10 protein-coding genes and 1 riboswitch are annotated in these 11,964 nt (G+C 71.7%); of the genes, 7 read left to right on the forward strand and 3 right to left on the reverse strand.

Annotated features, from left to right (window positions below; translation table 11 throughout):
* The 7 genes from DEH69_RS02570 to DEH69_RS02600 all read left to right on the forward strand — a co-directional run.
* A partial coding sequence (locus DEH69_RS02570; RefSeq protein ID WP_113685221.1) for a glycoside hydrolase family 6 protein occupies nt 1–1,411 on the forward strand: 1,411 nt, incomplete at its 5' end.
* A gap of 110 nt (nt 1,412–1,521) precedes the next feature.
* Nucleotides 1,522–2,355: an SOS response-associated peptidase gene (locus tag DEH69_RS02575; RefSeq protein ID WP_113685222.1), complete on the forward strand. Its 834-nt coding sequence runs from the start codon at nt 1,522–1,524 to the stop codon at nt 2,353–2,355.
* 90 nt (nt 2,356–2,445) lie between these two features.
* Nucleotides 2,446–3,267 carry a sigma-70 family RNA polymerase sigma factor gene (locus DEH69_RS02580; protein WP_113685223.1) on the forward strand — a complete coding sequence of 274 codons (822 nt, stop codon included), beginning with the start codon at nt 2,446–2,448 and terminating at the stop codon, nt 3,265–3,267.
* On the forward strand, nt 3,264–3,560 hold the full coding sequence (rsrA, locus tag DEH69_RS02585; RefSeq protein WP_113685224.1) for a mycothiol system anti-sigma-R factor: 297 nt from the start codon (nt 3,264–3,266) through the stop codon (nt 3,558–3,560). The genes DEH69_RS02580 and rsrA overlap by 4 nt, the downstream gene beginning before the upstream one ends.
* A 172-nt stretch (nt 3,561–3,732) precedes the next feature.
* Nucleotides 3,733–4,725, forward strand: a complete 993-nt coding sequence (locus tag DEH69_RS02590) for a tetratricopeptide repeat protein (protein WP_113685225.1) — start codon at nt 3,733–3,735, stop codon at nt 4,723–4,725.
* A 123-nt stretch (nt 4,726–4,848) separates the two neighbouring features.
* Nucleotides 4,849–5,481, forward strand: coding sequence for a peptide deformylase (def, locus tag DEH69_RS02595; protein WP_113685226.1), 633 nt, complete (start codon nt 4,849–4,851; stop codon nt 5,479–5,481).
* A 196-nt stretch (nt 5,482–5,677) separates the two neighbouring features.
* Complete coding sequence (locus DEH69_RS02600) at nt 5,678–6,412, forward strand: D-Ala-D-Ala carboxypeptidase family metallohydrolase (RefSeq protein ID WP_113685227.1); 735 nt, start codon at nt 5,678–5,680, stop codon at nt 6,410–6,412.
* Nucleotides 6,413–6,524: 112 nt separating this feature from the next.
* On the opposite strand, the gene DEH69_RS02605 is transcribed toward DEH69_RS02600, so the two are convergent.
* The 3 genes from DEH69_RS02605 to DEH69_RS02615 all read right to left on the reverse strand — a co-directional run bounded on the left by DEH69_RS02605 (nt 6,525) and on the right by DEH69_RS02615 (nt 11,879).
* Nucleotides 6,525–7,559: a ribonucleotide-diphosphate reductase subunit beta gene (locus tag DEH69_RS02605; RefSeq protein ID WP_113685228.1), complete on the reverse strand. Its 1,035-nt coding sequence runs from the start codon at nt 7,557–7,559 to the stop codon at nt 6,525–6,527.
* Nucleotides 7,550–9,901 (reverse strand): ribonucleoside-diphosphate reductase subunit alpha, encoded by a 2,352-nt coding sequence (locus DEH69_RS02610; protein WP_113685229.1) that lies wholly within the window; start codon nt 9,899–9,901, stop codon nt 7,550–7,552. The genes DEH69_RS02605 and DEH69_RS02610 overlap by 10 nt, the downstream gene beginning before the upstream one ends.
* Before the next feature lie 130 nt (nt 9,902–10,031).
* Nucleotides 10,032–10,176, reverse strand: a riboswitch (cobalamin riboswitch).
* Nucleotides 10,177–10,391: 215 nt separating this feature from the next.
* Nucleotides 10,392–11,879 (reverse strand): DUF2079 domain-containing protein, encoded by a 1,488-nt coding sequence (locus tag DEH69_RS02615; RefSeq protein WP_113685230.1) that lies wholly within the window; start codon nt 11,877–11,879, stop codon nt 10,392–10,394.
* Nucleotides 11,880–11,964: the final 85 nt, after the last annotated feature.

An 11,964-nucleotide genomic window follows, 5' to 3' on the forward strand; every position in this document is an offset into this window, starting at 1 on the left:
CCCGGGGGCCTCCGTCTCCACCGGGGCCAACTTCACCTACTCCGGCGCCAACGCCGCGCCCACGGCGTTCTCCGTCAACGGCGTCGTCTGCGGTGACGACGGCGGCCCAGGGCCCGACCCCGACCCCGACCCTGACCCCGACCCGCCAGGGGACCGGGTGGACAACCCCTACGAGGACGCGGGCGTCTATGTGAACCCCGACTGGTCGGCCAACGCCGCGGCCGAGCCCGGCGGCGACGCCATCGCCGACGAGCCCACCGCGGTCTGGCTCGACCGCCGCGCCGCGATCACCGGCGGCTCCGCCGGGAACTCGACGGGCCTGCGCGAGCACCTGGACAACGCCCTGATCCAGGCCGAGGAGCACGACAACTTCGTCTTCCAGGTCGTCGTCTACAACCTCCCTGGCCGCGACTGCGCCGCGCTCGCCTCCAACGGCGAGCTGGCCGCCGACGAGATCGACGTCTACAAGGAGGAGTTCATCGACCCGATCGCCGAGATCCTGGGCGACCCGGCGTACGCGGACCTCCGCATCGTGACGATCATCGAGATCGACTCGCTGCCCAACCTGATCACCAACGTCTCCCCGCGCGAGACGGCCACCGACCAGTGCGACGAGATGCTGGCCAACGGCAACTACGTCGAGGGCGTCTCCTACGCGCTCGACACGCTGGGCGACATCCCGAACGTCTACAACTACATCGACGCGGGCCACTACGGCTGGATCGGCTGGGACGACAACTTCGGCGCCTCGGCCGAGCTGTTCCACGAGACCGCCACCACGGGCGGCGCGTCCGTCGACGATGTGGCGGGCTTCATCGTCAACACCGCCAACTACGGCCCGTCCGTCGAGCCGCACTACAGCATCGACGACACCGTCGGCGGCAGGTCCGTGCGCGAGTCGGAATGGGTCGACTGGAACCGCTACATCGACAACCAGTCGTTCGCCCTCGCCTTCCGCGACGAGCTGGTCAGTCAGGGCTTCAACGACGAGATCGGCATGCTGATCGACACCTCGCGCAACGGGTGGGGCGGCCCCGACCGGCCGACGGGCCCAGGCCCGACGACCGATGTGAACGCCTATGTCGAGGGCAGCCGCGTCGACGGCCGCATCCAGACGGGCAACTGGTGCAACCAGTCAGGCGCGGGCCTGGGCGAGCGGCCCACCGCGTCGCCGGTCCCGAACATCGACGCCTACGCGTGGATCAAGCCGCCGGGCGAGTCCGACGGCTCGAGCGAGGAGATCCCGAACGACGAGGGCAAGGGCTTCGACCGCATGTGCGACCCCACATACGAGGGGAACCCGCGCAACAACAACAACATGTCGGGAGCGCTGCCCGACGCGCCCCTGTCGGGCCACTGGTTCTCCGCGCAGTTCCAGGAGCTCCTGGCCAACGCCTACCCGCCCCTGTGATCTGACATCCCGGGGATGTGACTGAGGCCGGGGCCCCGGAAGTCCGGGGCCCCGGCCGCGCGTTCTTCCGTGCCGGGCCGCCCTCCCGGGTGAGCCGTTAGGGTGGCGGCATGTGCGGACGGTATGCGGCGAGCAGGCGGCCCGAGGACCTGGCGGGGCTGTTCGACATCGAGCGCTGGGACCCCGAGGCCACCCTCCCCGCCGACTGGAACGTCGCGCCCACCAAGGAGGTGTACGCCGTTCTCGACCGCCCGCTCAGGGAGCAGGGCGCGGGCCCCGAGCCGGTCCGCCAGCTGCGCGTGCTGCGCTGGGGCCTGGTGCCCTCGTGGGCCAAGTCCCCCGAGTCCGCGGTCAAGATGATCAACGCCAGGGCCGAGACCGTGCACGAGAAGACGGCCTACCGCCGCCCGTTCGCCGCCCGCCGCTGCCTCCTGCCCGCCGACGGGTACTACGAGTGGGTCACCGGGCGGGCCGAGCGCGCCGAGGAGGAGAAGGGCAAGCGCAAGCGCCCCCGCAAGCAGCCCTACTTCGTGACGCCCCTCGACGGCGGCGTGATGGCGCTGGCCGGTCTTTACGAGTTCTGGCGCGACGGCACGCTGCCCGACGACCACCCGCGCGCCTGGTGGGCCACGTGCACCGTGATCACCACCGAGGCCGAGACCGAGCCGCTGCCGGTCCCCGCGGGGATCGGCGAGGCGGAGCGGGCGCCGCGTTCGCTCTCCGACATCCACCCGCGCATGCCGCTCGCGCTGCCGCCAGAGCGCTGGGACGCCTGGCTCGACCCGGGGCGCACCGACCCCGACGAGGTCCGCGGCCTGCTCGCGCCCCCGCCCCCCGGCCGCTTCCGCGCCTACCCCGTCCCCACCGCCGTGAGCAATGTGCGCAACAACGGCCCCGAGCTGCTTGCCGAGCTTCCGGCGCCCGAGGAGGCCACCCTCTTCTGAGGGGGCGGCCACCCCTCGGCGCGCGGGAATGCCGGGCGCCCGCGCGGCGTTCCCCCTCCGACACGCTCACGCGAGAGAGGGAGACCCCCGATGGCTTCCATCGCCTGGCCGGCGAGCCCCACCAAGACCCCGGTCCGCAGGGCCGCCGAGGTGGACTGGGCCACGCTCCGGCTGGCGGCCGAGCGGTCGCACCCGAAGGCGGACCCGCCGAAGGGTCGTCTATCCTCCGAAGCGGACGAGTCCGGCACCACCGGGCTCACGACGCTTTTCGAGGAGGTGGGTCCGGTCACCGGCACGGACGAGGGCACGCACGAGGAGACCGAGACCACGGCCGAGCGGAACGCCCGTTTCGAGCGCGACGCGCTCGGCTACCTGGACCAGATGTACTCGGCGGCGCTGCGCATGACGCGCAACCCCGCGGACGCCGAGGACCTGGTGCAGGAGACCTACGCCAAGGCGTACGGCTCGTTCCACCAGTTCCGCGAGGGCACCAACCTCAAGGCGTGGATGTACCGCATCCTCACCAACACGTTCATCAACTCCTACCGCAAGAAGCAGCGGGAGCCGCAGCGCAGCGCGGCGGAGGACATCGAGGACTGGCAGCTGGCGCGCGCCGAGTCCCACATGTCCACCGGGCTGCGGTCGGCCGAGTCGCAGGCGCTCGACCACCTGCCCGACTCGGACGTGAAGCAGGCGCTCCAGGCGATCCCCGAGGAGTTCCGCATCGCGGTCTACCTCGCTGACGTCGAGGGCTTTGCCTACAAGGAGATCGCCGACATCATGGGAACACCCATCGGCACGGTGATGTCCCGGCTGCACCGCGGCCGCAGGCAGCTCCGCGACATGCTCGCGGACTACGCCAGGGAGCGCGGTCTCGTCCCGGCCGGGGTCCAGGAAGGCTCAGGATCATGAGTGGTGACCAGTCACACCCCACGGACTGCTCCGAGGTCCTGGGCCGCCTCTACGAGTACCTCGACCGCGAGATGCCGGACGGGGAGTGCGCCAAGTTCCAGGAGCACATCGACGAGTGCTCTCCGTGCCTGGAGAAATACGGCCTGGAGCAGTCCGTCAAGGAGCTCGTGAAGCGCTGCTGCGGCCATGACGAGGTCCCCTCCGACCTCAGGTCGAAGGTCATGGACCGCATCGAGTCGATCCGCGAGGACGAGGCGGACGCCGCGAGCCCCGCCCCCCGTCGGATCGAGTAACGGAATCCTCACCGTCCGCGTTTCACCCCGCTGGTCTTCCACCGTCTCGCGAGCCGCGCGCGCCTGACCCATGCTGTGAGCAGGCGCCTGTCCGCCCATGGTTGGATGCGGCCCTGGACGGACAGGAGAACTGTGAAGTGCACGCTACGAAGCGGGAATCAGGCGGGACACCGTGAGGATCTTCGGCAGGGTCCGGCAGCGGCCTTCCACCGACTGGCGGCTGGCCACCAACCGGGCTTTCACCCTCATCGACGACGGCCGCTACGACGACGCGGACGCGCTGCTGACGCGCGCCGCCGATCTCGAGCCCTGGCTGTCGGAGTCCTGGTTCAACCTGGCGCTGCTGCACAAGTTCCGGCACGACTGGGAGCAGGCGCGCTCCGCGGGGCTGCGGGCCGTCGCCCTGCTGGAGAAGGACGCGGGCGCCCCTGACTGGTGGAACGTCGGCATCGCCGCCACCGCGCTCCAGGACTGGCCGCTGGCCCGGCGCGCGTGGCAGGCGTACGGCCTGCCGGTGCCGGGCGACCCCGCGGTCGCGGACGCCCCCGTGGCCATGGACCTCGGCGGGGCCGCGGTCCGCCTCTCGCCCGAGGGCGAGGCCGAGGTGGTGTGGGGGCGGCGGCTCGATCCGGCCAGGATCGAGATCCAGAACATCCCGCTGCCGTCGTCGGGCCGCCGCTGGGGCGAGGTCGTCCTGCACGACGGGGTCCCGCGCGGCGAGCGGACGACCGCGACGGGCGGCGTCTCGTCGGTGTACCCGGTCTTCGACGAGATCGAGCTGTGGGCGCCATCCGCGGTGCCGACGTGGGTCGTACTGATCGAGGCCGCGGCCGAGTCCGACCGCGACGCCCTGGAGCGGCTGGCGGCGGACGCGGGCTACGCGGCCGAGGACTGGTCGTCGTCGGTGCGGCTGCTGTGCCGCGCCTGTTCGGAGAGCCGCATGCCGAGCGAGGAGGGCGACGGCCTGGCGCAGCACGACCCGCACGACCACAGCGTTCCCGGGCAGCCCGGGCCGCTCGGCCACACCGGCGCGGGCGGGATGTGGTCGCCCGAGCGCGAGTGCGGGGTGGCGGCGCCGGGGGCGCTGGTGCGGGGGCTGCTCGACGGCTGGGTCGCGGACAGCCCCGACTCCCGTGACTGGCGTGATCTCGAAGAGGTCTGCTGAGAGAAGGGGACAGGCGCCCCCGCCCGCCCTTTAAGCTGTGGGGATCAGCCGGACGGGCTGGATCGACGGGGCTGTGAGTTTCGCAGCGGGGACCTGGCATGAGGGAAAGGCACACGGCCGACCATGGCGCAGCAGGACATCGATGAGCGGGTCAGCGACGAGTTCGTCGACGACACCAAGGACGCCGAGGAGCGGGAGAGGGAGCACCGGGAGCGGGGCACGGTGCGGCCGATCACCGTTGTCGGCCATCCGATGCTGCACCGGGAGTGCCGGGATGTCACGGAGTTCGGCGACGAGCTCGCGGCGTTGATCGACGACATGTTCGCCAGCCAGCGCGCCGCCGAGGGCGTGGGCCTGGCCGCGAACCAGATCGGCGTGGACCTCAAGGTCTTCGTCTACGACTGCCCCGACGACGACGGCGTGCGGCACGTCGGGGTGGTGTGCAACCCCGTCCTCGACGAGCTGCCCGCCGAGTCACGGGTGCTGGACGACAACAACGAGGGCTGCCTCTCGGTGCCCACCGCCTATGCCGAGCTCGCGCGCCCCGACTACGCCGTGGTCCGCGGGCAGGACGCCAGCGGGAACCCCATCACGGTGCGCGGCACCGGGTACTTCGCGCGCTGCCTCCAGCACGAGACGGACCACCTCTACGGGCGCCTCTATCTGGATCGGCTGTCCAAGCGGGAGCGGAAGAAGGCGCTCACGATGATGGCCGAGGGCACCCCGCGCTACGAGACGGTGCCCAACGCCGAGTGATCCGGCCGCCGAGTGATCCGGAGGGGGAGTGATCCGGAGGGGGAGTGATCCGGAGGGGGAGTGATCCGGGGTGGGGCGTTGGCCGCGGGACGGGCTCCACTGGGCTGGTCCTGTGGCGAACGCCCCGATGGTTGACGCGCGTTGAGCCCATGCGTCACGCTGGATACCGACCGGTATCTCTCCCCACGGAGGCAGCATGTTGAGACGCGCGCTGCGTGTCCTGCTCGCGATTGTCATGATCTCATCAGCGGCCGTGGTCAGCACGGTGGCCACCGCTGGCACCGCCTATGCCGACGGCTGCTACACCTGGAACCGCACCCTCAGGCAGGGCTCGACGGGCGAGGATGTGCGCCAGCTCCAGATCCGGGTGTCAGGCTACCCCGGCTATGGCGCGGTACTCGCCCTCGACGGCGTGTACGGCCCGGCCACGGCGGCGGCCGTGACGCGGTTCCAGCAGGCGTACGGCCTCAGCGCCGACGGCATCGCCGGGCCGCAGACGTTCGGCAAGATCTACGACCTCCAGGACAACGACTGCACCCCCGTTCACTTCACCTGGGGCGAGCTCAACCGGTGCAACAGCAACTGGTCGGGCGGCCAGGTCAGCGCCTCCCAGGCGCGCGCCAACGCCCTGGTGAGCATGTGGAAGCTGGAGGCCCTGCGCCACGCCCTCGGCGACCGCGCCATCGTCACCAGCAGCGGCTTCCGCTCCGTCTCCTGCAACAACGCCGCGGGCGGCTCGCCCACCAGCCGCCACATGTACGGGGACGCCGTCGACCTCGTCGGCACGCCGTCGTTCTGCCAGCTGTCGCAGCAGGCCAGGTACCACGGCTTCAACGAGATCCTCGGCCCTGGCTACCCAGGCCACAACGACCATGTGCACCTGGCGCACAGGTCGTCGCGCTACTGGTCCGCGCCCAGCTGCGGCATCTGACCGGAGCGTTGATCGGCGCTGCGACCGGCGCGCCGATCCGCAAGACCCCGTGAACGCCGGTCCGCTCCCGCGCCCATGCGGGGGCGGACCGGCGCCCGGCGCTCGGCGACCGTCAGAACTCGTCGTCGAACGACACGCTGCCCTCGACCGCCACCTGGTAGGCGGAGGGGCGGCGCTCGAAGAAGTTCGTCAGCTCCTGGACGTTCTGCAACTCCATGAAGGAGAACGGGTTCTTCGCGCCGTACACCGGAGCCAGGCCGAGGCGGACAAGCCGCTGGTCGGCCACCGCCTCGAGGTACTGGCGCATCGACCCGGTGTTCATCCCGGGCAGCCCGTCGCCGCACAGGTCCCGCGCGAACTGCGTCTCCGCCTCGACGGCCTCGGCCAGCATGGCCGCCACCTCGCGCTCCATCTCGGCGTCGAAGAGGTCGGGCTCCTCGGCGCGCACGGTGTCCACCACGGAGAACGCGAAGTCCATGTGCATCGTCTCGTCGCGGAACACCCAGTTGGTGCCGGTGGCCAGCCCGTGCAGCAGCCCCCGCGAGCGGAACCAGTACACGTAGGCGAACGCGCCGTAGAAGAACAGCCCCTCGATGCAGGCGGCGAAGCAGATCAGGTTCAGCAGGAAGCGCCGCCGGTCGGCCCTGCTCTCCAGGCGGTCAAGGCTCTCCACCGAGTCCATCCAGCGGAAGCAGAACCGCGCCTTCTCGCGGATCGACGGGATGTTCTCCACCGCGGCGAACGCCGCCGCCCGCTCGTCGGGATCGGGCAGATACGTGTCGAGCAGCGTCAGATAGAACTGGACGTGCACGGCCTCCTCGAACAGCTGCCGCGACAGATAGAGGCGCGCCTCGGGGGAGTTGATGTGCTTGTAGAGGGTCAGCACGAGGTTGTTCGCCACGATCGAGTCGCCCGTCGCGAAGAACGCCACGAGACGCCCGATCATGTGCCGCTCGCCGGGGGAGAGCTTGGCCAGGTCGGCCACGTCGGAGTGGAGATCGACCTCCTCGACGGTCCAGGTGTTCTTGATGGCGTCCCGGTAGCGCTCGTAGAACTCGGGGTAGCGCATCGGGCGCAGCGTCAGCTCGAAGCCGGGGTCCAGCAGGTTCTTGGCCGCGGCGGGTGTCGTGGGGGCGGTCACTGGCATGCCTCGCAGGTCTCGGGGTTCTCCAGGGAGCAGGCCACGGCCTGCTCGGGGACGGTCGGCGCGGCGGCGGCCGCGCTCGTGCTGGCCGCCTGCGCGATCCGGGTGGCGGGGCGCGACCGCAGGTAGTACGTGGTCTTGAGGCCGCGCTTCCAGGCGTAGGCGTACATCGAGCTGAGCTTGCCGATGGTCGGCGCGGCCATGAACAGGTTGAGCGACTGGCTCTGGTCCAGATAGGGCGTGCGGTCGGCGGCCATGTCGATCAGCGCCCGCTGCGGCAGCTCCCAGGCCGTCCGGTACAACTCCCTCACGTCCTGCGGCAGTCCCGGCACCGCGGCCACCGAGCCGTTGCCCTCGCGCAGCGCCTCCCTGGTGGCCTCGTCCCAGCGGCCCAGGCGCTTGAGCTCGGCCACGAGATACGCGTTGACCTGAAGAAACTCCCCGCTGAGCGTCTCGCGCTTGAACAGGTTGGACACCTGGGGCTCGACGCACTCGTACGCGCCCGCGATGGAGGCGATGGTGGCCGTCGGGGCGATGGCGAGCAGCAGGGAGTTGCGCATGCCGGTGCGCGCGATGCGCGCGCGCAGCGCCGCCCACTCATCGGGCCAGGCGGGGGAGGCGTCGGGGTAGTGGTCGGGGTGGAGCACGCCCCTGGCGGTGCGCGTGGCGTCCCAGGCGGGGTGCGCGCCGTGCCGCTCGGCCAGCTCGGCGGAGGTCCGGTAGGCGGCGAGCATGATCCGCTCGGCGATGCGCGTGGACAGCTCGCGCGCCTCGGCGGAGTCGAACGGCAGCCGCAGCCGGAACAGCACGTCCTGGAGGCCCATCACGCCAAGACCGACAGGGCGCCAGCGGGTGTTGGACGCGGCGGCCTCGGCGGTGGGGTAGTAGTTGATGTCGACGACCCGGTCGAGGAACGTGACGGCGGTGCGGACCGTGGCGTCGAGGCGCTGCCAGTCGGGCGTGCCGTCGGGGCGCAGATGGGCCGCGAGGTTGACCGAGCCGAGGTTGCACACGGCGGTCTGGCCGTTGTCGGTGACCTCGATGATCTCGGTGCACAGGTTGGACGAGTGCACCACCGCGCCCGGCTCGGCGGTCTGGTTGGCCGTGCGGTTGGCGGCGTCCTTGAACGTCATCCAGCCGTTGCCGGTCTGGGCGAGGGTCCGCATCATCCGGGCGTAGAGCTGCCGCGCCGGAACGGCCCGCCTGGCGCGGCCCTCGGCCTCGGCCCTGCGGTAGGCGGCGTCGAACTCCTCGCCCCACAGGTCGGTCAGCTCGGGCACGTCGACGGGGGAGAAGAGCGACCACTCGGCGTCCGCCTCGACCCTGCGCATGAACTCGTCGGGGATCCAGTGCGCGAGGTTCAGGTTGTGGGTGCGGCGGGCGTCCTCGCCGGTGTTGTCCCGCAGCTCGAGGAACTCCTCGATGTCCGCGTGCCATGTCTCCAGGTAGACGCAGGCCGCGCCCTTGCGGCGGCCGCCCTGGTTCACCGCGGCGACCGAGGAGTCGAGGGTGCGCAGGAACGGCACGATGCCGTTGGACGTGCCGTTGGTGCCGCGGATCAGCGAACCCCTGGCCCTGATCCGGGTGTAGGACAGGCCAATGCCGCCCGCGTGCTTGGAGAGCCTGGCGACCTGGTGGTACCGCTCGTAGATCGAGTCGAGCTCGTCCTTGGGGGAGTCGAGCAGGTAGCAGGACGACATCTGCGGGTGGCGCGTCCCGGAGTTGAACAGAGTGGGCGATGACGGCAGATAGGCCAGGCCGCTGGTCAGCCGGTAGAACGCGGCGACCTCGTCGACCGCCTGCTCGCCCTCGCCCGCCGCGAGCCCGCAGGCGACCCGCAGGAGGAAGTGCTGCGGGGTCTCGATGACCTTGCGGGTGGTGGGGTGGCGCAGCAGGTAGCGGGACTCGACCGTGCGCAGGCCGAAGAACTCGAACCTGTCGTCGGCGCCCTCGGCCACGCTCCGCTCCACCAGCGCGTCAAGGCGCTCGGCGTGCCGGGCGACCAGGGCGGCGGTGGCGTCGGCGATCAGCCCGACGCGGTGGCCCGTGGCCACGGAGGCGGAGAAGGACACGGCGCCCTGGCCCGCGGCCTCGTCGCGGATGGCGAGGGTCAGTAGCCGGGCGGCGAGCCGGGAGTAGGCGGGGTCCTCGGCGATCAGCCCGGCCGCCGCCTCGATCGCCAGCTCCCGCACCGCGGCCTCGTCGGCTCCGGGAGGCGCGCCCCGCGACACGGCGGCGGCGACCCGTCGGGGGTCGACATCCGGCAGGTCGGCGGCGAGCTCGGACAGCGTGCGGGGCAACGCGGCTGTTACCGGCTCCGCGGGTGCGACGGGTGCGATGGTCACTCGGTGCTCTCCCTCGAATCGCGGTGGCCCGGGGGCGGGAGAAGTGACGAGCGTCGCCGCGCATGCGTGTGGCCGTGTGACAAGGCAAAGGCATGCCGGTGACGTCCGCCGGCCCAGCCCTCGAGGCCCGGACGTGAACGACGCTGTCAGCAGGTGGTCGGACTCACCACAGGCGGCACGAAGCAGCCCATCGCACACCGTTGCGGGACAGTTCCGGATTCGCACCGGATTCCCTGCGGCGACAGCGAGCACGAGCATACATCTTGTGCTGTGCCGAGCGAGCGCCCCTATATGTTGTGCTCGGTTAGGGGGTTGGGTGAAAAGGCCAGTGCGAACACCTGAAGCCGGAGCCCCGGGACCGGCTCCCAGTCGCGCTCAGGCGCCCGAACGAACCCCAGCCGCCCGTAGAGCCGATGCGCCGTGTGCATTCGCGACCGGCTGGAAATCGCCACACCGGCCCTCCCGAGTCGGCGCGCGCGGCACCCGTTGATCAACGCCGAAAGACCCAGTAGCCGCCGCCCTCGGCCACCACCGACCAGGGGCCCGCGTCCGGGTAGAGGCCGCTCACATAGTCGGTCAGCTCCTTCGCGTCCCGCTCCCCGTCGTAGTACGCGACATAGCGCGGCGGTTCGTCCTCCTCGCCGCCGCCGATCCAGAACACCCGGCAGCGCTGCGTGAGATGGGAGATCGGCCGGATGTTGGCCGCCACCTCCGCGCCGTCGGGTATGGCCGCGAGCACCCTGGCGCCCTCGCGCGCCGACGCGTCGGGCCGGTAGGTCGCGGGCTCGGTCAGCGTCCCCGTGGGCAGCGTGGTGGCCAGCGCCGCCGCGGCGGCCAGGGCCGCGGCGGGCAGGTGGTGGGCGTAGGCGCGCAGCCAGGGTCGCTCCGAGGTCCTGGCCCGCACCACGGCGTCGGTCAGGGCCAGCGCGGTCACCGGCATCAGCACGGCGTCGTAGTGCCAGTCCGTGGACCAGTAGTGCGGCTCCTGCGCGGCGAACCGCCAGGCCAGCGTCGGCAGCGCCACGAGCAGCAGCGGGGAGCGCAGCGCCAGCAGCCCCGTGGTGGGCACCAGGATCCACAGCAGGGTACGGACCTTCTCCTCCGTGCCGTCGAACAGCCCGCCAAGCCGCCCGCCCCCGCTCTCGCCCATCTTGGCCCAGTAGTCGTAGCCGCCGCCCGAGTTGAAGGACGGTATGACCACCGCGACGGTCACCGCGCACGCCACCGCGGCGAGTAGGGCCGCGCCCAGGGCCAGGCGCAGCAGCTCGGGCCTGCGCCGCCGCACGCGCAGCGCGACCACGAGCGCGATCGCCGCCGCCGTGAGCCCCAGGTCCTCCTTGACCAGGACGAGCGGCAGCGCCCAGCACAGCGCCGCCCGCCAGCGTTCGCGCAGCAGCGCCTCGAGGGCGAACGCGATCAGCGGGACGGCGAAGGCTATCTCGTGGAAGTCGAAGTCGACCGCGCGCTGGATGCCGAACGAGAGCCCGAACGCCGCCCCGACGGCGAGACCCGCGCCCCGCCCGAGCAGCGCCGCGGCGCCCCGCGTCACCGGCACGACGGCGAGCGCGAACAGCGCGGCCTGGGCCACGAGCAGCGTCACCGGCGTCGGGAACACCCGGTAGAACGGGGCGAGCAGCGCGGTCACCGGGCTGAAGTGGTCGCCCAGGATGTGGAATCCGGGCCCCTTGAGATCCGCGACGGGCGCATCGAGGCGGGCGTAGGAGCGGACGACCTGCTCGAAGATGCCCAGGTCCCACGAGCGGTTCTGCCAGCGCACCCAGCGGCTCACGGAGATCGCCGTGTAGACGGCGAAGAAGCCGAGCGCGAGCAGCCAGGGGCCGCGCCGGGAGCGGACCCTGGCGGGCGGCGCCGGGGCCGCCTCCCCCGCCTCCCCGGCCGCCTCCCCAGCAGCCGCCTCGGGCAGGTCACTTGTCCCGATCGGCCTGCTCGGCCCGCTCGGCCGGGTCCCGCGCTCCATGCTCACCGTGAGAACGGTACGAGACCGCCAGCGCCGACCAGAAGGCCGGACCGGCCCGGCCGCCCCCGAACGCGGGGCGGCGGGC

The sequence above is a fragment of the Streptomyces sp. PT12 genome, assembly GCF_003311645.1.
In the GTDB taxonomy this organism is placed as follows: domain Bacteria; phylum Actinomycetota; class Actinomycetes; order Streptomycetales; family Streptomycetaceae; genus Streptomyces.

Excerpts from the sequence above, each read along its gene's own strand:
- DEH69_RS02575 (WP_113685222.1), top strand. The coding sequence starts at position 1,522 with ATGTGCGGACGGTATGCGGCGAGCAGGCGGCCCGAGGACCTGGCGGGG.
- DEH69_RS02580 (WP_113685223.1), top strand. The coding sequence starts at position 2,446 with ATGGCTTCCATCGCCTGGCCGGCGAGCCCCACCAAGACCCCGGTCCGC.
- rsrA (WP_113685224.1), top strand. The coding sequence starts at position 3,264 with ATGAGTGGTGACCAGTCACACCCCACGGACTGCTCCGAGGTCCTGGGC.
- def (WP_113685226.1), top strand. The coding sequence starts at position 4,849 with ATGGCGCAGCAGGACATCGATGAGCGGGTCAGCGACGAGTTCGTCGAC.
- DEH69_RS02600 (WP_113685227.1), top strand. The coding sequence starts at position 5,678 with ATGTTGAGACGCGCGCTGCGTGTCCTGCTCGCGATTGTCATGATCTCA.
- DEH69_RS02605 (WP_113685228.1), bottom strand. The coding sequence starts at position 7,559 with ATGCCAGTGACCGCCCCCACGACACCCGCCGCGGCCAAGAACCTGCTG.
- DEH69_RS02615 (WP_113685230.1), bottom strand. The coding sequence starts at position 11,879 with ATGGAGCGCGGGACCCGGCCGAGCGGGCCGAGCAGGCCGATCGGGACA.